A 23,570-nucleotide genomic window follows, 5' to 3' on the forward strand; every position below is an offset into this window, starting at 1 on the left:
TTGGGGGGTGCGCCGGCAGCGACAGCAGCGGGCGCGGGCAGTGCGAGGACGGGCCGCGGACGGGCGGCGCGCCGGGGTGGGGGCACCGACGGAAGGGCCGGTGGCACGCCATGAAACCCGTGAGCCGGTTCACACGTCAATGCTGTTGTCATAAGCTCGGGCCATGACCGAACGAGCCACGGACCGAGCCACGGACCGAGCCGCCGACCTCGCCTCCGACCGGGTCGTCCCCGAGGTCGCGCGCCGCCGTCGGCGCCCCACCAAGCAGGGCACCGTGCTCTCCCAGCAGGTCATCGTCGACACGGCGCTGCGCCTGGTCGGCCAGCACGGCGCGCAGGCGTTCAGCGTCCGCCGTCTCGGCGCGGCGCTCGGCGCGGACCCGAGCGCGATCTACCGCTACTTCCACAGCACGGACGACCTGCTGCTCGCCGTCGCCGACGAACTCATCGGCCTCGGCCTGCGCGGCTGGCAGCCCACCGGCGACTGGCGCGCCGACCTGCGCGAGGTCGGCCTGCGCATCCACACCCACTCGCTGGCCCACCCGCAGGCCGCCGTCCTCGCCGTGTACCGCACCACCGGCCGCGCCAACGAGATCCGCGCCATCGAGACCATGCTCGGCATCCTGCGGGACGCGGGCTTCCCCGACCCGGACGCCGTCAGCCTGTACCACGCCTTCATCGACCAGGCCCTCGGCTTCGCCGTCCTCGACTCCGCCGCCCTCGCCCTCCCCGCCCCCGCCCAGCACGCCGACCTCGCCGTCTGGGACACCGCCTACCGCACCCTCTCCCCCGACACCCACCCGCACATCGCCGCCACCACCCACCTGCTCGCCGCCGACATGCGCCGCAGCGCCTACCCCCTCGCCCTCGACCTCCTCCTCACCGCCGTCGCCGCCCGTCTCCCCGCCCCGGAGTGATCACCGCCGTGTCCAGAATCCCCTCCCCCGACCCCGACTTCGCGGTCACCGCGATATACGTCCTCCCCGACGACGCCTGGCACCTGGAGCTCGACCACCTCCCCAGCGGCGGCATCACCGTGCTGGCCGGAATCGTTCCCGACGAGGACCCGGAGCGGGAACCGTCGGTGTGGGTCGGAGGCATCGACCCGTGCATCCACATCCCGGTGCCGGTGCTGCGCTGGTTCCTGGAGCTCGTCGACGAGCAGATCGCCGACTCCCGGGCCTGGATGCAGCTGCGCCCCGAACTCGTCGCCATGATCAAGGAGTTGATCGACGAGTACCGCGGCGCCATCGACGAGGACGAGTACGCGGTCCTGCTGGCGCGCCTGCAGTCCGAGCTGCCCCCGGCCGATGTCGCCGAGGTGGTCCGGGGCGCGTTCCGCCGGGAGTACGACCTCGGCTGACCGCCCGGCGCGCCGCCGCCGGCCCGGGCGGTGACGGGCCGTAAGGTCGGGGCGGTTTCCGGGACTCGAAGGGCGGCGCGATGCGGATCTGGATCACCTCGGTGTTCGTCGAGGACCAGGAGAAGGCGCTGCGCTTCTACACCGAGGTGCTCGGCTTCGTGAAGAAGCACGACGTCCCGCTCGGCGGCGGGGCCCGGTGGCTGACGGTGGTGTCGGCGGAGCAGCCGACGGGCACCGAGCTGCTGCTCGAACCGTCCGGGCACCCGGCCGTCCCGCCGTACCAGGCGGCGCTGGTCGCGGACGGCATCCCGGCGGTGTCGTTCTCGGTGGACGACGTGCAGGCCGAGTACGAGCGGCTGCACGCGCTCGGGGTGGAGTTCACCCAGGAACCGACCCGGATGGGGCCGGTGACGATGGCGGTGTTCGACGACACTTGCGGCAATCTGGTGCAGATCGTCCGTCCCGCGCTCTGATCGGCGTCGGACGCACTGCGCCCCACTCCTTCGATGACGAACATTTGGTTGTCGACCGCTCTCCGGTCATGGAGAATGGCGGACTGCAGTTGGTCTATACCTCTCGCCCGTTTGCCCCCTTTCACAGGAGAGCCAAGTTGGCCCGTAGACCGCGCCCGCTCGACCCCGCCGACGGGCCGCTGCAGGCCTTCGCCCACGGCCTGCGCGAACTCCGGGAGTCCGCCGGCAACCCCACCTACCGGTCCCTGGCCCGCATCGCCGGCTTCAGCGCCACCACCCTGAGCGATGCCGCCGCCGGCCTGCGCCGCCCCAGCCTGGAAGTCACGCTCGCTTTCGTCGGCGCCTGCCGGGGCGACGAGGACGACTGGAGTCGCCGCTGGCACCGGCTGGAGGCCGAGCTCACGGACGCCCGACACAGCACCGACGACGGCGAACTCGCCACCGCCGCACGGGAGTCCACCGAGCCACCGGCCGAGCCACCGGCCGCCCCGGTCGACTCCTTACCGTCCGAGACGCTCACCGCGGTCGTTCTCGACCTCGCGCAGCCGGCCCCGCCACGGCCGTGGCGGGGCCGGTTCGCACTGGCCGCCGGAGTGGTGACGGCGCTGGTGGGAAGCCTGCTCGCGCTCCACCTCTCCACCGAGGACCTGAACCAGCTGGCCCAGATCCCGCCGGGATGTCCGAAGCTCCCCGACACCAAGGGCGGCTTCACCGGCCGGACGTACACCGACACCACCCGGGTCCGGGACGCGCCCTCGCTGGGCGGGCAGGTGCTCCAGGAGCTGCCGGCCGGCTGCCGGTTGCGGTTCTCCGGCTACTGCCTGGGCGACGTCGTGATCGACGCCACCGGCAACTCGCCGGACGTGCGCTGGTTCGAGCTGGGCAACGGCTACATCTCCTCCGCGGTCGTCCACGGCAACCCGCCGCCCGGACTGCCGCCCGCCGACTGCCCCGGCGGACACCCCGGCCCGTCCGACCTGGCGCTCACCGCCCGCCCCTCCGCGACCGACCCCTCCGGTGTCGAACTCTCCACCACCGGACGTCAGTTGGGTGTCGTCGGTTTCGCCGCCTACTACCAGGAGCGCGGCGCCGACCGGCCGCGCTGGCACCAGCTCGCGATGACCACCGCCAAGCAGGAGTTCCGCACCACCTGGCAACCCGGAGCCGCCGACGGCGGACCGGCGGAGATCCCGGTACTGGCCGCTGCCTGCCTCGGCGGACAGGCCCCGACCGACACCTCGGACGCCCTGCTGCTCGCCCCCGGGAAGACCGGCCGACCGGACGCCCTCACCGGCGACGCCCTTCGGATCGCCCGCGCCGAGGCCTGCCGCTACCCGGTCAACGGCTGACCCTGACGCCGGGGACCGCCGCCCGCGGGCCCCGGCGTCCACGGTGTTCACGGCGTCCACGGCCCGAACATCCGTCAGCCGCGCAGCACTTCGGCGGCGCTGCGGACCTGGGTCTCCAGGCCGGCCTTGACCTGAGCCATCCCGGCCGGATCGGCGTCCAGCACTTCCTGCTGGTAGGCGAAGTCGACGCTGTACCAGATCCCGACCACGTTGGTCCGGTGCCGGCAGTCGGCGTCCGCACCCGCGACCTTCAGCTCGCGCTCGCCGGGCTCCGGGGTGCGGTTCCACTCGGGGTCGGACATCGCGGCGATCGGGTCGGCGTACCCGGTGACGCCGCGTTCCTTCATGCACGCCGCCCACTGCGCGAACGCGGCCTGGGTGCGCGGGTGCTCCCGCGCGGCGTCCAGGGTGCGGAACTTCGCGTCGCCCATGCTCTGCGGGTCGCCGATCAGCCCGTCCGGGGTGCCGGTCAGCCGGCGGTTGGCCTGGCCGACGCAGCCGTGCTCGGGCACCTTGTGCCCGTTGATGATCTGTCCGCCCGGCCCGAAATGGACCTTCAGCTGGTCGGACCCGGTCGCGGCCACCCTGACCTCGGCGGACTGCTCCGGCATCTTCGCGTTGGCGCGGTCGGCGGGCACGCCGCCCTCCGGGTGGTAGCCCCAGCGGGCCGACAGCTGCGCGTCCTGCCGCCCGTACCGGCCGTCGATCCGGGTGGTCGGGGCGTCCGGGTCGCGCAGGTCCCTGGGCGCCGGGGGGTAGCGGAAGTCCAGGCCGAGCCCGGCCATGCAGCTGTCGATCAGCTTCGCCTGCGCCTGCTGCACCGAGGCGAGCTGCGCCGGATTGAGCAGGTAGCCGTCCAGCGGCAGCGGCAGCGCGTTGGCCGAGTCGGTCACGGGGGCGACGCCCACCGTGGGCATCGGCAGCGGTGACTGGCTCGCCTTCTCGACAGGCTCGGGGGCGGCGGTCGCGCCCGCGCAACCGGCGGCCAACAGCAGCGGCAGGACGAGCAGGCCGGAGGTACGGCGGGGACGGCTCGGGCGGCGGGGCACGGGCGGGTACTCCTCGAAGTCGGGGCGGCACGGCGGCCGCGGGCCGGGCCGACCGGCCGACGCGGAGCCGCGGCTCCCGGACCGCGCGAACGGTCGGAAGCCGCAGCTCTACTGATGGGAACTCAGCCGACGGTGAGCGTCGACCTAGTTGAAGGAACCCGAGGCGTTGTTGTTCTTCAGCGAGCCGTTCAGGTCCGTCACGGGGGCGTAGCCCGAGATGGTCTGGCAGGCGTAGGAGCAGTTGTAGCCGCTGTTGTAGTACACGACGAAGTTGCCGCCGTACCAGCTGTCGATGGCCGCGGCGCCGTTCTTCACCGCGGAACCCGCGCCGGCGCTGCCGTTCAGGCCGGACGAGAAGGTGTAGCCCGAGTAGTCGGAGATGTTGCCGGTCTGCTTGAAGTAGGCGCCGTAGCCGTACGAAGAGGAGTTGTAGTACAGGCAGATGGCGTGCGAGTTGCCCTGGCAGTCGGCGCTGAAGGCCGAGGCGTCGCCGGCGGACGCCAGGCCGAAGCCGGCGACCGTGGTGGCGATGCCCGCGGCGGCGATGAGCTTGCGAAGACGCATCTCGTGGTCCTTCCTCAACAGCGGTGCCGGAACGTCCGGCACCGAGTGGTGGTGGGCCCCCCGAGTGCTCGGCGGTCCCACGAACCACATCCTTCGTCAGGCCCGTGGCACGTCCGTTGCTCCCGCGTGGCGTCCGGAAACCGGCTCCCACCTGCGGGTCCTGCTGTCCGGTTGACCGGAATTGATTGACCGGCAGCATCGGTGTGCCTCGCTCCGCCGGACCATGGGTAGGCAGGGGCGATCGACAACTCCCCGTCCCGGGCCGCCGCTCCCGGGTCCACCCACGCACGAGGAGAACAGATGCACTTCGGGATACTCGGCCCGCTGGTGATATCCGATCACTCGGGGTCGCGTCCGCTCCCGGCCGCCCGCCAACGGGTCCTGCTGGCCGCCCTGTTGCTGCGGCCGGGCTTCGTCCCGAGCGACTCACTGACCGAACTCGTCTGGGACGGCCGACCGCCGGCCGGCGCCACCACCACCCTGCGCAGCTACGTGATGCGCCTGCGCCGCGCCCTCGGGCCGCTCGGCCCGCGCCTGGAGACCGGCCCCGGCGGCTACCGGCTGCTGATCACCGACGCCGAGCTCGACGCCCACCGCTTCGTCCGCCTCTACGAGCACGGCGCGGGCGAGGTCCGCGAAGGCAGTCCGACGACCGGCCTGGCTGCCCTCGACCAGGCGCTGGCCCTGTGGCGGGGCCCGGCCCTCGCCGACATCGCCTGCGCCGTCCTGCACCACGAGGAGGCCATTCGGCTCTGCGAACTCCGGCTCGACGTCCGCGAATTGCGCGTCGAGGCGCTGCTCCGCCTGGGGCGCACCGGCACTGCGGTCGCCGAGCTCCGCAAGCTGACGGCCCGCCACCCCGAGCGGGAGCGCTTCTGGGCGCTGCTGATGACCGCCCTCTCCCGTTCCGGCCGCCCCTCCGAGGCCCTCGCCGTCTACCACCGCGTCTGGCGCCACCTGGCCGAGGCCATCGGCGTCGAGCCCGGCCCCGAACTGCGCGAGCTGCACCGCCGGATCCTGCACGGCGACACGGCGGCGCTCAGCTGGATCGCATGCTGACGCCCGCCCGGCCGGGCCGCCACCCGGAGGTGCTCCTTCGTCGTCCGCCGGAACCGAAAGGCTCAACTTGGCGACGGCATCGGATAAATGATGATCCGTCAGCTGGGGAGCCGGGCCAGGATCCGCTCGGTTACCAGATCGGGGGCGTCCATCGGCAGTGAGTGCCCGGCACCGGGGACGACCTCCACCCGGGCGGTGGGCAGGAGGCCGGAGATCCGGGCGGCGACCGCGGCGGAGTCGTGCAGGGCGCTGCGGGCGCCCAGCAGGAACCGGGCGGGCAGGTCGATCCGGCGCAGCTCCTCGTCGGTGAGCACCGGCGGGACGGGCAGGGCCCGCCGGAAGCCCATCGCGGCGCGGGTGAGTCTCATCAACTCGTCCTCCAGCACGGCGCTGTTGCCGACCGCCCGGGCCAGCCGGGGGCGCAGCGCGCGGGGTGCGGACGCGGCGAGGCCGCCGGCGATCAGCCAGGCGTAGAAGCGGAAGCCGAAGCCGTTGAACCCGGCCGGGTCGAGCAGCGTCATGACGCCGACCCGGCCGGGGTGGTGCAGCCGGTGCTGGAGTGCGACCCAGCCGCCGTAGGAGCAGCCGACCAGGTGCACGTCGGCGAGGTCGAGCGCGGCGAGCACGTCCTCCAGCCAGGCGGCGGCGTCCGCGCCGTCGCCGATCGGCGCGGTCTGCACGCTGGCACCGGGCTCACCGATCGGGTCGAGGGCGAACACCTCGTGGTGCTGGGCGAGTTGGTCCAGCTGGTGGTGCCACATCAGGGCGTTGCCGCCGGACGCGGGGAGCAGCACGATCGGCCGACCCTGCGGGGTGCCGGTGCGCTGGACGCGGGTGGTGCCGAAGGCGGTGGGGACGTCCTGCGCGGTGCGCGGGCCGGGCCACAGGGTGGCCAGGGCGTGGTCGTAGGCGGCACGGAAACGGTCGGCGGCCTGGGCGTTCCTGAACTCGCTCATTCGCATGATACATGTGTATCACGGCATGATACGGGTGTACCAGGGAGGCCGGATCATGAACACGAAGGTCGAGCACGAGGAGCGCCGACGGCAGATCGCCGAGGCGCTGCTGCGGATCGCCGACACCCAGGGGCTGCAGTCCGCGAGCATGCGGGCGGTCGCCGCCGAAGCCGGCGTCTCACTGCGCCTGGTCCAGTACTACTTCGAGACCAAGGAGGGCCTGCTGCTGGACGCACTGGCCCGCCTCGGCGCCCAGCTCCAGGACCGGATGGCCCGCTGGATCACCGCCGCCGGCAGCCCGCCCACCCCACGCGCCCTGGTCACCGCCGTGCTGGCCTGCATCCTGCCCACCGACGCGGAGAGCCGGCGCATCGCCCGCACCTACACCGCGTACTACGCCCTGGTGCTGAACGACCCCGCGGCCCTGGAGAAGCACGGCACCGGCCAGGCCGACGTCCTGGAGTCCTTCCTCGCCAAGCAGCTGCGCGCCGCCCAGCAGGACGGCGCCCTCTCCCCCGCCCGCGACCCGGAGATCACCGCCGCCGGCCTCGCCGCCATGGTCAACGGCCTCGGCCAGAGCGTCCTCGGGGGCCAACGCGACGGCGAGACGGCCCTGGCGATCCTCACCCACCACCTCGACGAGCTTTTCACGTCCGGCGGTTGACGCTCCGCCACTCGATCGTCGGCCGACCAGCCACGTGACCGCTCCGTCGGCCGCACCCTGCGAGGACCAGCTGCGGCGCGCCAACTGCCGCCCCTCCTGCACAAGCGCGGGCGGCGGCGGTCCCGGACGCGAGCGTAGGCGGCGACGGACCGGGCCACGAGTGCAGCCAGCGCCCCGACCCGGCGGGTCCTACGCACCGCGAGGGCTGAATCACCACCTCAACGAGCAGCTCACACATCGATTGACGACCTATCGCCTCATCCTCCGTCGTCCAACCACATCACCGCTCCGTCGTCCGCGACCCGCCAGGACCGGTTGTGCCTCCCCGATCGCCACCCCTCCGGCGCCGTGCGGGCGGCGGCGATCCAGGCCGCCAGTGCGGGCAGTGCCTCGGTGCGCAGGGCCTGTCGGGCGGCGGCCCGCCGGGCCGACGGGAGGGGCGCGACCCGGATCCGGTAGGTCTCCCACCAGGTCGGATGGATGCCGCCTCCGTAGTTGCCGCGGATCTGCGGCACCCACTCGACCGTCAGCAGCACCCCGTCCTCGCGGGCGATTCGCCCGAATTCGAGGGGGACGGTCGTCCTGTCCTCCTCCACCAGCGCGGAGCGGATGTCGGTCGGGGTGAGCGGCCAGGAGAGGCCGCGCGGCAGCAGGCGATCGCGGGCGGGCATCCGGCGATCCTGACACGACGGCGGTCGGCCCCGCCCGGGGTTTTCGCCACCCCTGGTCCGGGCCGTTCCGGTCCGCGTGTCGAAGGGCTCGGGTAGGTTGCCCGGCATGAGTGATCATGGATCCATCGCCTGGCCGCCCGCTCCGATCACGACCGCGCGGCTGGTGCTGCGCCCGTCCGAGGCCCGCGACCGGGACGCGTTCGTCGACCTGTTCGCCTCGCCGGAGGTCGGCGCCCACATCGGGGGCGCCCGGCCGCGGGACGACCTGGAGCGCGCGGTGCCGGAGGTCCCCGGGCAGCGGCCCGGCGTGTTCGTGGCCGAGCTCGACGGGGCGATGATCGGCCTGGTCACTCTCGATCCGCGTGCCGCCGACCGCCCCGGCCACGTCCGCCCGGAGGGCGGCGAACGCGAACTCGGCTACCTGTTCCTCCCCCACGCCTGGGGCCGGGGGTACGCCGCCGAGGCCTGCACGGCCGCCCTCGACTGGTTCGACACCGCACTCCCCGGCGAGCCCGTGGTCCTGTGCACCCAACTCGCCAACGGCGCCGCCCTGCGCCTCGCCGCCAAGCTGGGCTTCACCGAGGTCGAGCGCTTCGAGGAGTTCGGGGCCGCGCAGTGGTTCGGCGCCCGCCTCCCGGTCTGAACCCGCCCGGTCGGCCGGGCCTGCGCTCCCCTGACGGGCCGTGAGGCCCGCCCGCCGTGCGGTAGGTTCCAGGGCATGACCGATCTCGGAACCGTCGCCTGGCCGCCCGCCCCGATCCGCACCGAGCGGCTCGTCCTCCGCGAGCCCGAGGCGCGCGATCGGGCGGCGGTCATCGAGCTGTTCACCTCGCCGGAGGTCTGCGCCTACCTCGGTGGGCCGCGCTCGCGCGAGGAGTTCGAGCAGGTGGTGCCCGAGACGCCGAGTCGGCGGCCGGGCTTCTTCGTGGTCGACCTGGACGGCGCGATGATCGGCAGCGTCACCCTCGACCGCCGCGACCCGAACCGTCCCGGCCACGTCCGCCCGAAGGGCCTGGAGCCCGAGCTCAGCTACCTGCTGCTGCCGCACGCCTGGGGCCGGGGGTACGCCACCGAGGCCTGCACGGCCGCCCTCGACTGGTCCGCCGCCGCGCTGCCGGGCGAGCCGGTGGTGCTCTGCACCCAGTCCGCCAACACCGCTTCGCACCGCCTCGCGACGCGACTGGGCTTCACCGAGGTCGAGCGCTTCGAGGAGTTCGGGGCCGAGCAGTGGTTCGGCGTCCGCCTCGCGGTCTGAACCCGCCACTCCCGCACGGCCGTTCCGTACCCTTGCCCGCCATGACCCTGCACCGACGACACACCTCCCGCGTACTCCTGCTCGACGACCTCGACCGCCTGCTGCTGCTCTGCGGCCGCGACCCGCGCCGCGACGGCGCGCGCTGGTGGTTCACCGTCGGCGGCGGCATCGAGGACGGCGAGGACGCACTGGCCGCCGCCGTACGGGAGTTGCGCGAGGAGACCACGCTGACGTTGACCGCCGACCGGCTCGGTCCGCTCGCCTGGACCCGGCGGACCCGGTTCGGCGTCGACGGCCGGCGCTTCGACCAGTCCGAGGAGTACCGCCTCTGCCGGCTCACGGCCGCCGAGGCCGCCGCCGTCCGGATCGACACCGAAGAGGCCCGCTACGGCCACCACTGGTGGAGCATCGAGGAGTTGGCCACCACCGGGCAGACCGTCCGACCTCGCCGGCTGGCCCAGCACCTGGCCGCACTGCTCCGCTCCGGCCCGGGCCGAGTCCCGCTCCACCTGGGCGACTTCGACGAGGACGCCGACCTGGCCGCCGGCTGACCGGGCGGGGCCCACAGCGCCGGGCGGACCTTGGTGAGCATCAGGTCGAGGAACCGGTCGGGGTGCCGGAAGCTCGCGAAGTGGCTTGCGCCGGGGATGAGTTCGAAGGACTTCACCGGTGCGGTCGCGTCGTCGAAGAAGCGCCCGGCGGCGCCCGGCGAGGTGAGCACGTCGCTGTCGCCCTGGAACACGAAGAGCTGGATCCGGAACCCGGCGACCGCTCCGCCGCGCCGCCCGAGGGCCCGTCAGGCCGCCGACGTCCGGCGCGAGGTCGCCGTCCACCGGTCGACGAAGGCGCACACCAGCGCCGCGACCGCCAGGAAGGCGACCATCGCGCGGAGCAGGCCGCTCTCCGGGTAGGTGTCGGCGACCGCGTACAGGGCGAGGTACGCGGCGCCCAGACCGGCCGTCGCACCGAGCGCCAGCGGCAGCAGCGCCCGCCGGACCTGCTCCTGCCACAGGGCGGCGCCGACGATGAACAGCCCGCCCGCAACGGCGACCTGCAGATGAAGAAACGGCCGCTTCCCGATTCCGGAAGCAGACCCGGCTTTCATGCCCTCCCACCACGAAACGCACGAGGTGTTCCTACTTCGTCCGGCCCGGCAAACGGACGACCGGGCACTCTCCACCGCCAATCCGGACAACGTCGCATGCGACGCCCTGCCGCCCATGGCGCGGCGTCGCCCGCATCGCCGAACCGGGCGGCTCGATCCGCCCCGCCGCCGTCCTGCACCCGCGCCGCCCTCTCCCACGGAGAGCCGAGCCGTCGAACCTCCGTGCGGTCACGCTCCGTTGTCGTTCGGCGGTCAACCCCGGCACGGCAACCGTCGCACGCACGGGACGAAATGGCCGCGGCCGAAGCGGCGACAGGTAATCGCTTTTCATTCCCGGACAGATCCGGCCGCCCCTCCGAGAGCCGGTGTTCGTTCGGAGGCAAAGCGGGCTTGTTCGGTAACGAGAACCACTGATGTGGACGCATTCCTGGACAGCTCGCTGCACCGCCGGCGGACCCTCGACACTCCCCCGAACCGTGGACTGGACCAGCACTCGGGGGTGCCCGACAGGGGACCGCAGGGCGGTCGACCCCAGTTGGGGAGCGTGATCACGGAACGTGATCAAGGTTCGGGCGCGGGGAGTTCACAGTTCACTCACATGCCGCTTGGGAAATCGCCTCAACAACCATTGTGGGGTCGGATGCCGAGAGGTAGAGTCCCGGTTCGCCGAAGCACGGACGGGCACCTCTGGGCATTTATCTTGGAGCGGGCATGTCAAAGAACGGTGGCATCGACAGATCGGGTTCCGATCTGTTGGATGCGTTCGCGGATACCGTTCTCCGGTGGCCCGAGCGCGCCGCAATCGAGTCTCCCGAGCACACTCTCAGCTACCAGCAACTCGCGTTCTCTGCACAGCGGTTGGCCGCCCGACTGGGCGACCGGCCGGGTCCGGTCGCAGTGGCGGCCGGGCACCACCCGGACACCGTGGTGGCGCTGTTGGGCATCCTCGCGGCGGGCGGCGTGTACGTCCCGATCGACCCGGCCTTCCCGGTGGAGCGGCAGCGCCAGATGGCCGAGACGGCCGGCTGCCGGCTGCTGGTCGGTCCCGGGGCAACCGAACATGCCGGCCAACTCGGCTTATCCCCCTTGGAGTTGCACGACTCGACCGAGCAGGCACCCGCCTGGAGGACGACCGCCGTCGCACCCGGCGACCCCGCCTATCTGCTGTTCACCTCGGGGTCCACGGGCCGACCGAAGCCGGTGTCGACGCCACGCGCGGCGATCACGGCCACGGTCGGGTCGCTGCGGGAACTGTTCGAAGTCGGGCCGGACGACCGGGTGTTGCAGTTCGCCTCGCTGAACTGGGACACCTGCTTCGAGGAGATCCTGCCCACGCTGACGGCCGGCGGCCGGCTGGTGTTCGATCCGGAGGCGCATTCGGCGTCGTTCCCCCGGCTGTTGCGGATGGTCGAGCGGCGCGGCATCACCGTGCTCGACCTGCCCACGGCGTTCTGGCACGAGCTGGTCCTGCACCTCACCGAGGACGGCGGACCGGCCGAACTTCCGGAGTGCGTCAGGCTGGTGGTGATCGGCGGCGAGGCCGCCAATCCGGCCCGGCTGGCCGACTGGAGCCGGCTGACGGGCAGTTCGCGGATCCGGCTGCTGAACACCTACGGCTGCACCGAGACCACCCTGATCACGCACGCCGTGGACCTGCTCGGCCCGCGCACCCCGGAGCCGGGCCGCCACTGGGAGCCCACCGAACGCGCACCGATCGGACGCGCTCTCCCCCACGTCGCCGAACTCCTGGCCTCCGACGGCGAGTTGCTGATCGGCGGACCTGCCGTCGCGACCGGCTACCCGGGGCTTCCGGAGGCCACCGCCGAACGCTTCGTGCTCCGCGACGGGCACCGCTGGTTCCGGACGGGCGACCGGGCGGCCCGGGACGGGGACGGGGTGCTGACCCCGCTGGGCCGGCTGGACCACGAGGTGAAGATCCGCGGCATCCGGGTCGATCCGGCGGAGGTGGAGGCCGGAATCGGCGCCCACCCGGGCGTGGGCGCGACGGCTGTCACCGCCACCACGCTGGCCGGTCGGGCCGCCCTGGTCGCCTACGTCGTCCCGCGCACCGGCGGGCCCGACCCCGCGCTCGCCGCCGAACTCCTGCTCTACCTGCGGGAACGCCTGCCCGGCCACCTCGTCCCGAGCCGGATCACCGTGGTGCCGGACCTGGTCCGCACCGCCAGCGGCAAGGTCGACCGCGCCGCCTCGCACCGCCTGCACAGCACCGCCCCGCGCTGAGTCCCGCCCGCCACCGCCGCGGCACCCGTCCGGGCATCGAACCGTCCCCATATTTGACACACCGTCAGTTCACGTACCGCCGAGGGCGCAGAACCCCGCGCGCCCGGACGCCGCACCGCACCACAAAGCACCGCGCACCGAGCACTGCCGACCTGGCATCCGCCAGACCACGCGCACCCCGCACCGGCCGAAGGAGACCCCGATGAGCCTCGACATGCCCGTCACCGCACCCGCCGCAGCCGGCCCCGGTCGCACGCCCGACCCGGTGGAGGCGCTCGCGGCGGTGTTCCGCCGGATCCTGGAGCTGGACCACGTCCCGGCCGACGGCAACTTCTTCCTGCTGGGCGGCGATTCGCTGATCGCCACCCGGGTGCTCAGCGCCGTCGCCCGCGACCACGGCGTGGAGCTGACCTTCGAGGACTTCCTCGCCGACCCCACCCCGGCCGGCCTGGCCACCCGCATCGCCACCGAGGGCGTCACGGCGGACGCGCACAGAATCGCGGCCGGCCGATGACCGCCGCGACTCCCCCCGGCACCGCCTCGGCGCCGCGGTCGGTGATCGTGGTCGGCGCGGGCCTGGCCGGGTTGACCGCGGCCGTCGAACTCGCCGACCGCGGCGTGTGCGTGACGGTACTTGAGGCCAGGAACCGGGTCGGCGGGCGCACGCTCGGCATCGAGGTGGCGCCGGGACGGTGGATCGATGCGGGCGCGGCCTACCTCGGCGACCTGCACACCGAACTCCACGCCCTGCTCGCCGCCTGCGACTTGAAGACCGCGCCCACCACCATGGCGGGCGCCAGCCGGTTCGCCCTCACCGAGGACCGCTCGGACGGCGCGGCGACCCGCGACGGCCGGTTCCCGCCGCTGAGCGCCGTCGCGCTGGGCGACCTGTTCGAGCAGCTGGAGGAGTTGACGGCCGCGGTCCGCCCGGACGCGCCGTGGCTCTCACCGGATGCGGCGCGGCTGGACGCCCTGCCGGTGGCCGACTGGGCGGAGCAGCAACTCACCCACCCGGACGCCAAGTTGTTCTTCCCGCTGTTCCTGGGCGAGATGATGGCGGCCGATCCGGCCAGGATCTCGGTCCTGCACATGGCGTTCTACCTGCGGTCCGGCGGCGGCCTGCGCTATCTCAACGCCTTCGAGGGCGGCGCCCAGCAGGACCGGGTGGCGGGCGGCTCGCACCGGCTGTGCGAGCGGCTGACCCGACGGCTGTTGGATCGGGGCGGAGTGCTGCACACGGACGAGCCGGTGCTGTCGGTGGAGCAGACCGAACGGGAGGCCGTCGTCCGTACGCCCGAGGGGAGTTACCGGGCGGACGCGGTGGTCGTGGCGGTGCCGCCGCTGCTCGCGGACGCGATCGAGTTCCGTCCGCCGCTGCCCACCCCGCGGGCGGCGTCGCGGACCGAGCGCGGCTGCGCAGTGAAGCTGAACCTGGTGTTCCCGGAGCCGGCGTGGCGGGCGCACGGCCTGTCGGGATGGTCGGTGAACGCGACCGGCCCGTTGCTGTCCACGGTGGACGACACTCCGCCGGAGGGCTCCCCGGGTGTGCTGACCGGGTTCGTCACCGGCGCGGAGGCCCATCGCTTCGCCGCGCTGCCGCCCGAGGAACAGCGCGCGGCGGCGGTCGCGCAGGCAGCCCGGCTGTTCCCGATGCTGCCCGATCCGATCGCCTTCCATGTCACCGACTGGGTCAACGAGCCCTGGAGCAAGGGCTGTTACGCGGCACTCTTCGGGCCCGGCGACTGGTCGGCGCTCGGCCCGACGCTGACCGAGCCGCACGGCCGGGTGCACTTCGCGGGCACCGAGACCAGCACCGAGTTCTTCGGCCTGCTGGAGGGCGCGATCCGTTCGGGTCGCCGCGTCACCGCCGACCTCCTAGGCGAGTAACAGCACCCGGCATCACGTCAGTTGCCAGTTCGAACCCTTTCCCCCCGACCCGGTAGCACGCTTCGCACGCGGGCGCGCCCGGGCATCGAGTCCTGCTTCGGAAGACCGGAGAGACCGGAGACCGCCATGAGCGATCAGACATCCATCGCGCCGCTTGCCGTCAGAGAGCGGTTCATGTCCGACCCGACCCTGGGTGCGGGCAACTTCCTCGACCGGGCGGTCGAGGCGAATCCGCACCGTGCGGTGCCGTTCGCGTTCAGCCACCGGCTGGACCACCGCGGGCAGGTGGTGCTGCGCGGGCACAGCCTGCTGGACCTGGTGGCGCTGCGCGACCGGTACGCGGCCTGGTACCACGCGAACGGTGTGCGGCCGGGCGAGCCGGTGGGCGTGGTGATCGCCGAGGGCCTGGAGCCGCTGCTGCACTTCTTCGCGCTGACCGCGCTGGGTGCGGTTCCGGCGCTGGTGAACGACGCGATGCGGCACGACGTGATGGTGCGCTACCTGAGCCACGTCGGCGTGGTGGGGGTGGTCGCGGACGACACCACCCGGCTGGCGTCGGCCTACCGGAAGGACCCGCAACTTCGGCCCCGCTTCCTGTCGTTGACGGCCGAGGTGCAGGCCTTCGACGCGGCGTCGGCGGCGCTGCCGGAGGGGTACCCGTACCAGCACGCGGCCGAGGACGTGGTGGCGCTGATCCACTCCTCGGGGACGACCGGCACGCCGAAGTCGACGATGTTGGCGCACCGGCAGTTCTGGGAGGGCAAGCAGCCGCGGATGGTGCGCTTCCCGGCGGAGTCGTACGACCGGCTGATGTCGCTGATGCCGCACACCCACGCGGGCGGCCTGAGCTACTTCATGACGGCGACGCTGCTGGGCCTGCCGACGGTGGTGATGTCGGACTGGCGGCGGACCGTGGTGGAGCCGGCGATGGAGGCGTTCCGGCCGACCATGGTGGCGTCGTTCCCGCGCACCTTCGTGGAGTTGGCGACCGGTGACCTCCCGACCGCGGGCGCGGCCAAGGTGCACTCGTGGTTCAACACGGGCGACAGCGCGCACTACGGGCACATCCGCCGGCTGGTCCAACTGGGCGAGCGCCCGGCGGGGTTGATCCGTCCGTGGCTGCTGCCGCAGGAGCGGGCCGAGCAGGCCGCGCTGCCGGGTTCGCAGTTCGTCGACGGGCTGGGGTCGTCCGAGATGGGCATGGCGCTGTTCGGGCAGGTGACCTCGCCGGAGACGGAGCGGGACGACCGCTGCGTGGGCACGCCCTCGGAGGTGGTGGAGCGGGCGGCGGTGCTGGACGAGGACGGTGTCGAGGTCCCGGACGGCACGGTCGGTCTGCTGGCGGTGGCCGCGCCGTCGATCACGCCCGGGTACTGGAACAACGAGCGGCTGACGCAGTCGTTCCGGCAGGACGGGTACTGGCTGACCGGCGATGTGGCGTACCGGGACGGCGAGGGGCGGTTCTACCACCTGGACCGCACGGTCGACGTGATCGACACCTTGGACGGACCGGTCTACAGCCTGCCGCTGGAGGAGGTGCTGCTCGCCGACTGCGCCGCGCAGGTGCAGGACTGCTCGGTGGTGGGCGTGCCGCACCCGGACGGCGGGCAGCGGCCGATCGCGGTGGTCCGGCTGCAGGACGGGGCCAGCGCGGACGGGCTGCTGGAGGCGGCCAACGCCGAGCTGGCGAAGGCCGGTCTCGCGGAGCTGGCGGCGCTCCGAGTCGCGGACCGCGCCGAGGAGTTCCCGCTGGGCCCGACCGGCAAGGTGCTGAAGCGGGAGCTGCGCACCCGGCACGCCGGCCTGCTCTCCGCCGCCGGCCCGGCGCGTCCCTGATGACTCGTCGGGTGCCTCAGCCGTACTCCTACGCGCGGCGGGAGTTGACGGAGCCGGACTGGCGGCGGCTGCCGGGCTGGCGGGAGGTGTCGGCCGCGCAGTGGCGGGACGCGCAGTGGCAGCGGGCGCACTGCGTGCAGAACGAGCGGCAGTTGCGAGAGCTGTTCGGCCCGCTGCTGACGGACCACTTCTATCGTGAACTGGCAGCCGATCAGGCCGAGTTCGCGACGATGTCGATCCTGATTCCGCCGCACATGCTGAACACCATGGCGGCGGACGCCCCGCTGGAGCCGACGGCGTTCACCGCGGCGTTCCTGGCGGATCCGGTGCGGCGGTACATGCTGCCGGTGCGTTCCGACCGGCATCCGCAGTGGCCCAGCCATCCGCTGGCGACGCGGGACTCGCTGCACGAGAGCGAGATGTGGGCGGTGGAGGGGCTGACGCACCGCTACCCGACCAAGGTGCTGGCCGAGTTGCTGTCCACCTGCCCCCAGTACTGCGGGCACTGCACCCGGATGGACCTGGTCGGCCGCTCCACGCCGCAGGTGACCAAGGCCCGGCTGGTGCTGCGCCCGGCCGACCGCGAGGAGCAGATGCTCGACTACCTGAAGCGCACCCCGTCGGTGCGGGACGTGGTGGTGTCGGGCGGCGACCTGGCGAACGTGCCGTGGCCGCGTCTGGAGTCCTTCCTGATGCGGCTGTTGGAGCTCGGCTCGGTGCGCGACATCCGGCTGGCCAGCAAGTCGGTGGTCGGCCTGCCGCAGCACTGGCTGCAGCCGAAGGTGCTGGCCGGCGTCGAGCGGGTGGCCCGGCTGGCCGCCCGCCGCTCGGTCAACCTGGCGGTGCACACCCACGCCAACCACGCCGCCTCGGTGACGCCCCTGGTCGCCGAGGCGGCCCGGGGCCTGCTGGACGCGGGCGTGCGGGACGTGCGCAACCAGGGCGTGCTGATGCGCGGGGTGAACGCCACCCCGGCGGCGCTGCTCGACCTGTGCTTCGCCCTCCAGGGCGAGGCGAACATCCTGCCGTACTACTTCTACCTGTGCGACGTGATCCCGAACGCCGAGCACTGGCGGCTGCCGCTCTCCGAGGCGCAGCGCCTGCAGGAGGCGATCCTCGGCTACCTGCCGGGCTACGCGACGCCGCGGCTGGTCGCGGACGTGCCGCACGTCGGCAAGCGCTGGGTGCACCAGGCGGTCGCCTACGACCGGGAACGCGGCATCTCGTACTGGACCAAGAACTACCGCACCACCGTTGAGCTCCCGTCGGCCGAAGAGCCGTGCGAGGACGCGCCGTTGAACCGCCGGTACTCGTACGTGGATCCGGTGGACACGCTGCCGGAAGCGGGCCGCGCCTGGTGGGCGGAGCAGCTGGAACGCGGTGGTGTCGCAGAACTTCCCGAACTATTGGGCCTGTTGGAGGGCAAGTGAGCGAGGCTTCGGCGCCGCTGCGCCGAATGTGCTGGATCTTCCCGGACCGGGAGTCGACCCGGTCGGGGGCGATGTGGAAGCACTACTTCTGGGACATGTTCGCCGAGGTGGCCGCCGGGATGGGGATGGAGTGGTCCCGGCACGCCCCGGAGGCGGTGACGGTGGACGGCACCGATCCGGCCCGGCCGCGGGTGTACGTGGACGACGAACCGGTCACGCCCGAGGACACCCTGTTCATCACGGCGCTGTACTCGCTGCCGTACCAGTCGATGGACGTGTTCAACCAGCTGGCGCTGTGCACGGTGCTGGAGCAGGCCGGGTTCTACCTGCCGTTCCCGGCGCAGGTGTCGCTGCTGGGCAACGACAAGCTGGCGACCATGCTGTTCCTGGCGGACTCGCCGGTGCCGCCGATCCCGTCGGTGCGGATCGGCTCGGGCCGGGACGTCTCCAAGCACCAGTACGAGGTGGCGCTGGGCGAGTTGACGTTCCCGGCGATCGTGAAGCCGGCCGGCTGGTGCGGCGGCGGCGGGATCTGCCTGGCCCGCTCCCCCGAGGACGTGCGCGGGCTGGCCAGCCTCGCCCAGGGCGGTGACACCACGCTGGTGGCGCAGCCGTACCTGGGCGACGGCACGGCCGACTACCGGGTGTACGTGATCGACGGGAAGCCGTACGCGGTGCTGCGGCGCACCCCGGAGGCGGGGTCGCCGGTGGCGAACGCGAGCCGCGGCGGGTCGATGGAGTTCTGCGAGATCCCGGCCGAACTCGCCGACGCCACTGCCTATTTCGCGAAGAAGCTGCCGATCCCGTTCTTCTGCGTGGACTTCCTGCACGACGGGGAGCGGTTCTGGTTCTCCGAGTTGGAGCCGGACGGGGTGATCGCTCCGGACTTCGACGACCCGGACCGCTCGGTCCAACGGGACGTCACCCGGGCCCGGTTCGCGGCCTACCGCGACGCGCACGCGGCCTTCCTCACGAACGGGGGCGCTGCCCGATGAGCTTCTCACTGACCGAGGCGCAGGCTGCCGACGGCCTGGCGGTGGCCCGGCACACCCTGGAACTGTTGCGCACCGTACCGGAGTTCGGCGACCGGTACGCGGGCGTCGCCGCGCCCGGCACGCTCGCGGAGCTGGCGGCGCTGCCGCCGCTGGCCAAGGACGACCTGAACACGGCCCTCGCCCACCTGGAGCCGTCCGCCGCGCAGGGCGCCACCTGGCTGTTCCAGAGCGGCGGTTCGACGGGCGCGCCGAAGGTCGGGTACGCGCCGACCGGGTTCTACATGGCGAAGGTGTTCGAGCACTGGCAGCCGCTGGACCGCGACGACGTCTTCGTCAACGCCTGGGGTGCGGGCCGGATGTGGGGCGCGCACTTCCTCGCGGCGGGCCTGGCCGACCTGTGCGGCTGCCGGGTGATCGCGCTGGGTTCGGTGACCCGCGAGGAGTACCCGGAGTGGCTGGCGTTCCTCGCCGACCGGAAGGTCACCGCGATCGGCGGCACCCCGAGCGTGCTGCGGCTGTGGTTCGCGCACGCCCGCGCAGCCGGGATCGAACTCCCGTCGCTGCGCAAGGTGTTGTGGCTCGGCGAGGCCTGGCAGCCGCAGCTGGAGGAGGACCTGGCAATCGTCGCGCCGAAGGCCCGCCGGCACGGCATGTTCGGCTCCACCGAGACCTGGGTGGTCGGCTCCAACACCCCCGACTGCCCGGCCGACACCTTCCACCCGTTCCCGCACCAGCTGGTGCACGTCGGCGACGACGGCCTGCTCGACTTCACCTCCCTCGACCCGGCGATGCTCAACCCGGTGCTGCGCTACCGCACCGGCGACGCGGGCGAGTTGACATCCTGCCCGTGCGGAAGGACCGGACCGGCGATGCGGGTGCTGGGCCGCCGCGACAACGTGGTGCAGGTCCGCGGCCTCGGCCTGCACGTGGACGAGCTGCTCGCCCGGGTGGAACGCGAACCCGGTGTCACCCGCGCCCAGGTGGTGATCACCGAACAGGGCGGCCGGGCCCAGCAGGTGGACGTCCTGGTGCTCGGCACCCTCCCCGACCCGGCGGCGCTGCGCCGTGAACTGCTATCCGCCACCTTCACGTTGAGCACCGCCTTCGTGCACGACCCGGAGCACGTCCGGGTCCGGGTGGTGGACGCCCTGATCGGCAACGACCGCACCGGGAAGACCGCCGGCTTCGTCGTCCGGGAGGCGTCGTGAGACTCCGCGCACCCGAACGGCTCGGCCGGGCCTTCAACCTGTTCTGGTTCGGCAAGTCGATCTCGAACGTCGGCGACCGGGTGACGGTGTTCGTCGTCCCCACCCTGATGATCTTCGTGCTGCACGCCTCCGCGTTCCAGGTCGGCATCGTCGCCATGGCCCAGTACCTGGGCATTCCGCTGCTCGGGCCGATCGCAGGCGTGCTGGTGGACCGCTGGGACAAGCGGCTCACCCTGCTGGTCTGCGACCTGGTCCGGCTGCTGGCCGTCGGCATCATCCCGCTCGCGTACTGGCTGGACTTCCTGTCCACGCCGCTGCTGTTCTGCTGCGTCGCGGCGGTCTCCGGCGCGACGATCTTCTTCAACGTCGGCTACCTGGTGGCGGTGCCCGCCGTCGTCGAGCAGCAGCACCTGGTGCGCGCCTACTCGCGACTGGAGGGCAGCGGCTCGGTCGCCGAAGTGGCGGGACCGTCCATCGCCGCAGGCCTGTACAGCGCGCTCGGCGCCGCCTCGCTGCTGGTCGACGCCGCCAGCTACCTGGTCTCCGCGGCCTGCTTCCGCTGGATGCGCCCCTGGGGCGAACGCACCGTCGCCCAGGGCTCGGTGTGGCAGCGCCTCACCCTCGGCTTCCGCCTGAACTGGCAGGACCCGGTGCTGCGCCGGGTGGTGCTGGCCGCCGTCACCCTCAACTCGGGCGGCCCGGTGTTCGTCACCGTGCTGCCGGTGTTCGCCTACCGCGGCCTCCACGTCACCGTCGGCGTGTTCGGCGCCGCGATGTCCGCGGGCGCGGTCGGCGCGCTGCTCGGCGCACTGGTCGCCCCGAAGATCAGCGGCCGCCTGGGCATCGGCCGGACCATGGCCTGGTCGCTGCTGCTGCACTGCCTGGTCGGCCTGGGCGTGCTGGCCGCGCCCGCGCTGCCCGCCGGGCCGGTCATCGCCGTCACCATGGGCTGCTACGGCTTCTTCATGTCCTGCATCAACGTGTGCTCCGCGCCCGCCCGGCAGTCCCGGATGTCCGCCCAGCACCAGGGCGTCATGCACGCCGCGTTCCGCACCGCCACCTGGGGCGTCATCCCGCTCGCCGCCCTGGCCGGCGGCCTCTCCGTCTCCCTGCTCACCGGCCCGCTCGGCGTCCTGGACGCGGCCCGCTGGACGATGGTCGGCGGCACCCTGCTGGCCGCCTGCTCCTTCCTGCCCGCCCTCGCCGTCCAGTCCCGGATGGACGCCGGCCTGCCGAAGGCCGCCGACAGCGTCACCGAACTCGCGGAGACCGCCTCATGACGGATCGCCAGGTCGTCCTCGTCACCGGCTGCTCGTCCGGCATCGGCCTGGCCACCGCCGCCGCCGCGAGCCGGGCCGGCTGGACGGTGATCGCCACCGTCAGATCGCCCGACCGCGCCGACGCACTGCGGGCCGCCGCGCCCGACGCCGTCGTCCGTCGACTGGACGTCACCGACGAGGAGTCCATCACCGCCTGCTTCGCCGACCTCCCCCGGCTCGACGCGGTGGTCAACAACGCCGGGATCTCCAACTTCGACCCGACGCTGGAGATGTCCACCTCGACGGCACTGCGCGCCAACCTGGAGGTCAACTTCTTCGGCACGGTGGCCGTTTCGCGCGCCGCGATGCCGCTGCTGCGCGCCTCCGGGGGCCGGCTGCTGACCATCGGCAGCGTGCACGGCGTGATCGGCCAGCCCTTCAACGAGGCCTACTGCGCGGCCAAGTTCGCCGTCGAGGGCTTCATGGAGGCACTCGCCCCGGTGGCCGCCGCGCACGGCGTCCAGGTCTCGATGGTGGTGCCCGGCTACGTTCCCGACACTCGCTTCGGCCACTTCCCGGACGTCAACCGCCGTACTGTGCAGGCCGCTTCGGGCCCGTACGCGGACACCTTCGCCGCGTACGTCGACCGGCTCGGACAGAGCTGGGCGAACGCCGGGCAACCGGCCGCGGAGGTCGCCGACGCGGTGGTGCGGGCACTGGCCGAGGACCGGCCGCCGTTCCGCATCCCCACCAACGCGTGGGCCGCGGCCTACCTCGACGCCAAACTCGCCGACCGCGACGGCCGCACCGTCCAGCGCCTCGCCCACGACTGGATCGGCCTCACCCCCACTCCGTGACCTTGGAGCAACCGCCATGCCCGCCAAGCCACTTCAGTCCCTCGTCGACCACGCTCGGCGCAACTCCCCGTTCTACGCCGATCTCTACCGCGACGTGCCCGCCACCGTCACCTCGCTCACCGACCTGCCCGTCATCGACCAGATCGCGTTCTGGGCCGCCAACTCCTGGCCCGACAACCGGCTTCTGACCGGCCCGCTCACCGACGCCTGCGTCTACAAGTCCGGCGGCACCACCGGCAAGCCCAAGTTCTCCCCCTGGACCCGCGAGGAACACGTCGACTCCGTCACCGCGTTCGGCGCCGGCCTGGTCGACGCCGGCCTCAGGCCCGGCCAGAAGGTCGCCAACCTGTTCCGCGCCGGCGAGTTCTACAGCGGCTTCCTCTTCATCGAGTACGCCCTGCAGCACGCCCCGATCGACAACGTCCGCCTGCCGATCGCCACCGCACCCGACGAGTACGTCGCCGACGTCATCCACGGCTTCGGCGCGGACGTCCTGGCCGGCGAGCCCATGAAGCTCTCCGCCGTCGCCGAGACCCTGCTCAAGCAGGACCGGCCCGCCCCGCAGGTCGAACTGATCCTCTTCGGCGGCGACATCCTCTTCAACGACCTTCGCCCGCTGCTCCGTTCGGCCTTCCCGAACGCCGCCCTCTCCTCCATCGGCTACGCCTCCGTCGACGCCGGCCTCGTTGCCGGCCCCGTCCCCGCCGGCGACGACCTCCGGGTCCACCAGGCCTTCCCGAACCGCACCGTCGTCGAGATCGTCGACGACGCCACCGGCGAACCCATCACCGAGCCCGGCGTCCCCGGCCGCGTCGTCGTCACCAACCTCTTCCGCACCCTGGTCCCGATCCTCCGCTACCCCGCCGGCGACCGCGCCGAGTGGGTCGACCCCGAATGCCGCCGCTTCCGCCTCCTCGGCCGGTCCACCGAAGGCGCCCGGGTCGGGATCGTCTCCATGCCCACCGAACAGGTCCGCGACGTCCTCCTCGCCCACGACCCCGACCACCACATCACCGGCATGCAACTCGTCCAACGCCGCTGGGCGGGCCGCGACGGCCTCGTCATCCGCCTCGGCCACACCGCCCCACCCCCGCCCGCCCTCACCGAAACCCTCCTCCGCGCCGTCCTCGACGCCCGCCCCACCTACGAGGACGAAGCCGCCATCGGCGCCATCCACCCCCTGCAGATCGAGTGGGTCCCCCGCTCCGAACTCACCACCAACCCCCGCACCGGCAAACTCCAACAGGTCATCGACGAACGCCCCGCACACTGACCCGCGGCGGATGCCGACGAGGCCGGGCCCCACCCCCGTCGTTCGAGGGTGGGGCCCGGCCTTGTCGGTGCCTGCGT

The 23,570-nt window shown here is 72.8% G+C and carries 24 protein-coding genes; 19 read left to right on the top strand and 5 right to left on the bottom strand.

Annotated elements, in window-relative coordinates; translation table 11 throughout:
• The first annotated feature begins 163 nt into the window (after positions 1-163).
• From ACI1MP_RS07270 to ACI1MP_RS07285, 4 genes are all read left to right on the top strand, one after another.
• Positions 164-916, top strand: a complete 753-nt coding sequence (locus tag ACI1MP_RS07270; RefSeq protein ID WP_380333101.1) for a TetR/AcrR family transcriptional regulator — start codon at positions 164-166, stop codon at positions 914-916.
• 8 nt (positions 917-924) lie between these two features.
• On the top strand, positions 925-1,362 hold the full coding sequence (locus ACI1MP_RS07275; protein WP_380333102.1) for a hypothetical protein: 438 nt from the start codon (positions 925-927) through the stop codon (positions 1,360-1,362).
• Positions 1,363-1,442: 80 nt separating this feature from the next.
• Positions 1,443-1,835, top strand: coding sequence for a VOC family protein (locus tag ACI1MP_RS07280; protein WP_043910817.1), 393 nt, complete (start codon positions 1,443-1,445; stop codon positions 1,833-1,835).
• A 137-nt stretch (positions 1,836-1,972) separates the two neighbouring features.
• Positions 1,973-3,184: a helix-turn-helix domain-containing protein gene (locus tag ACI1MP_RS07285; RefSeq protein ID WP_404868075.1), complete on the top strand. Its 1,212-nt coding sequence runs from the start codon at positions 1,973-1,975 to the stop codon at positions 3,182-3,184.
• 74 nt (positions 3,185-3,258) lie between these two features.
• Here the strand turns inward: ACI1MP_RS07285 and ACI1MP_RS07290 are convergent, their stop codons facing one another.
• Together ACI1MP_RS07290 and ACI1MP_RS07295 are read right to left on the bottom strand one after the other, a co-directional pair.
• Positions 3,259-4,233: a hypothetical protein gene (locus ACI1MP_RS07290; protein ID WP_404868076.1), complete on the bottom strand. Its 975-nt coding sequence runs from the start codon at positions 4,231-4,233 to the stop codon at positions 3,259-3,261.
• A 144-nt stretch (positions 4,234-4,377) separates the two neighbouring features.
• Positions 4,378-4,797 (bottom strand): hypothetical protein, encoded by a 420-nt coding sequence (locus tag ACI1MP_RS07295; protein WP_363470794.1) that lies wholly within the window; start codon positions 4,795-4,797, stop codon positions 4,378-4,380.
• A 300-nt stretch (positions 4,798-5,097) separates the two neighbouring features.
• On the opposite strand from ACI1MP_RS07295, the gene ACI1MP_RS07300 reads away from it, so the two are divergent.
• A complete protein-coding gene (locus ACI1MP_RS07300) occupies positions 5,098-5,856 on the top strand; it encodes a BTAD domain-containing putative transcriptional regulator (protein WP_404868077.1) in 759 nt (252 codons plus the stop codon).
• 98 nt (positions 5,857-5,954) lie between these two features.
• On the opposite strand, the gene ACI1MP_RS07305 is transcribed toward ACI1MP_RS07300, so the two are convergent.
• Positions 5,955-6,812, bottom strand: coding sequence for an alpha/beta fold hydrolase (locus ACI1MP_RS07305; RefSeq protein ID WP_404868078.1), 858 nt, complete (start codon positions 6,810-6,812; stop codon positions 5,955-5,957).
• A gap of 55 nt (positions 6,813-6,867) precedes the next feature.
• Here ACI1MP_RS07305 and ACI1MP_RS07310 point away from each other — a divergent pair, with 55 nt between their 5' ends.
• On the top strand, positions 6,868-7,476 hold the full coding sequence (locus tag ACI1MP_RS07310) for a TetR/AcrR family transcriptional regulator (RefSeq protein ID WP_404868079.1): 609 nt from the start codon (positions 6,868-6,870) through the stop codon (positions 7,474-7,476).
• Positions 7,477-7,733: 257 nt separating this feature from the next.
• On the opposite strand, the gene ACI1MP_RS07315 is transcribed toward ACI1MP_RS07310, so the two are convergent.
• Complete coding sequence (locus tag ACI1MP_RS07315) at positions 7,734-8,147, bottom strand: hypothetical protein (RefSeq protein ID WP_404868080.1); 414 nt, start codon at positions 8,145-8,147, stop codon at positions 7,734-7,736.
• Positions 8,148-8,253: 106 nt separating this feature from the next.
• On the opposite strand from ACI1MP_RS07315, the gene ACI1MP_RS07320 reads away from it, so the two are divergent.
• The 3 genes from ACI1MP_RS07320 (at position 8,254) to ACI1MP_RS07330 (ending at position 9,953) form a co-directional block, all read left to right on the top strand.
• Positions 8,254-8,790 carry a GNAT family N-acetyltransferase gene (locus ACI1MP_RS07320; protein ID WP_404868081.1) on the top strand — a complete coding sequence of 179 codons (537 nt, stop codon included), beginning with the start codon at positions 8,254-8,256 and terminating at the stop codon, positions 8,788-8,790.
• A 75-nt stretch (positions 8,791-8,865) separates the two neighbouring features.
• Entirely contained in the window at positions 8,866-9,402 is a 537-nt protein-coding gene (locus ACI1MP_RS07325; protein WP_380333112.1) for a GNAT family N-acetyltransferase, read from the top strand.
• A gap of 41 nt (positions 9,403-9,443) precedes the next feature.
• Positions 9,444-9,953, top strand: coding sequence for an NUDIX hydrolase (locus ACI1MP_RS07330; RefSeq protein WP_380333113.1), 510 nt, complete (start codon positions 9,444-9,446; stop codon positions 9,951-9,953).
• 245 nt (positions 9,954-10,198) lie between these two features.
• Here ACI1MP_RS07330 and ACI1MP_RS07335 read toward each other — a convergent pair whose 3' ends face one another.
• Positions 10,199-10,507, bottom strand: a complete 309-nt coding sequence (locus ACI1MP_RS07335) for a hypothetical protein (RefSeq protein ID WP_404868082.1) — start codon at positions 10,505-10,507, stop codon at positions 10,199-10,201.
• 711 nt (positions 10,508-11,218) lie between these two features.
• Here ACI1MP_RS07335 and ACI1MP_RS07340 point away from each other — a divergent pair.
• From ACI1MP_RS07340 to ACI1MP_RS07385, 10 genes are all read left to right on the top strand, one after another.
• The gene (locus ACI1MP_RS07340) at positions 11,219-12,748 is read left to right on the top strand and encodes an AMP-binding protein (protein WP_404868083.1); all 1,530 of its coding nucleotides are present in this window, start codon (positions 11,219-11,221) and stop codon (positions 12,746-12,748) included.
• A 202-nt stretch (positions 12,749-12,950) separates the two neighbouring features.
• Positions 12,951-13,262 carry a phosphopantetheine-binding protein gene (locus ACI1MP_RS07345; RefSeq protein WP_380333117.1) on the top strand — a complete coding sequence of 104 codons (312 nt, stop codon included), beginning with the start codon at positions 12,951-12,953 and terminating at the stop codon, positions 13,260-13,262.
• On the top strand, positions 13,259-14,635 hold the full coding sequence (locus ACI1MP_RS07350; protein ID WP_404868084.1) for a flavin monoamine oxidase family protein: 1,377 nt from the start codon (positions 13,259-13,261) through the stop codon (positions 14,633-14,635). The genes ACI1MP_RS07345 and ACI1MP_RS07350 overlap by 4 nt, the downstream gene beginning before the upstream one ends.
• A 126-nt stretch (positions 14,636-14,761) precedes the next feature.
• Positions 14,762-16,471, top strand: a complete 1,710-nt coding sequence (locus ACI1MP_RS07355) for a class I adenylate-forming enzyme family protein (protein WP_404868085.1) — start codon at positions 14,762-14,764, stop codon at positions 16,469-16,471.
• A complete protein-coding gene (locus ACI1MP_RS07360; RefSeq protein WP_404868086.1) occupies positions 16,471-17,901 on the top strand; it encodes a KamA family radical SAM protein in 1,431 nt (476 codons plus the stop codon). The genes ACI1MP_RS07355 and ACI1MP_RS07360 overlap by 1 nt, the downstream gene beginning before the upstream one ends.
• Complete coding sequence (locus tag ACI1MP_RS07365; RefSeq protein WP_404868087.1) at positions 17,898-18,896, top strand: RimK family alpha-L-glutamate ligase; 999 nt, start codon at positions 17,898-17,900, stop codon at positions 18,894-18,896. Before ACI1MP_RS07360 ends, ACI1MP_RS07365 begins: the two co-directional genes overlap by 4 nt.
• On the top strand, positions 18,893-20,104 hold the full coding sequence (locus tag ACI1MP_RS07370; RefSeq protein ID WP_404868088.1) for a phenylacetate--CoA ligase family protein: 1,212 nt from the start codon (positions 18,893-18,895) through the stop codon (positions 20,102-20,104). The genes ACI1MP_RS07365 and ACI1MP_RS07370 overlap by 4 nt, the downstream gene beginning before the upstream one ends.
• Positions 20,101-21,384 carry an MFS transporter gene (locus ACI1MP_RS07375; RefSeq protein ID WP_387990541.1) on the top strand — a complete coding sequence of 428 codons (1,284 nt, stop codon included), beginning with the start codon at positions 20,101-20,103 and terminating at the stop codon, positions 21,382-21,384. Before ACI1MP_RS07370 ends, ACI1MP_RS07375 begins: the two co-directional genes overlap by 4 nt.
• Positions 21,381-22,220 (top strand): SDR family NAD(P)-dependent oxidoreductase, encoded by an 840-nt coding sequence (locus tag ACI1MP_RS07380; protein WP_387990544.1) that lies wholly within the window; start codon positions 21,381-21,383, stop codon positions 22,218-22,220. Before ACI1MP_RS07375 ends, ACI1MP_RS07380 begins: the two co-directional genes overlap by 4 nt.
• A gap of 16 nt (positions 22,221-22,236) precedes the next feature.
• Positions 22,237-23,493, top strand: coding sequence for a phenylacetate--CoA ligase family protein (locus tag ACI1MP_RS07385; RefSeq protein WP_404868089.1), 1,257 nt, complete (start codon positions 22,237-22,239; stop codon positions 23,491-23,493).
• The last annotated feature ends 77 nt before the right edge of the window (positions 23,494-23,570 follow it).

This window comes from Kitasatospora griseola (assembly GCF_044999035.1).
Taxonomy (GTDB): Bacteria; Actinomycetota; Actinomycetes; order Streptomycetales; family Streptomycetaceae; genus Kitasatospora; species Kitasatospora griseola.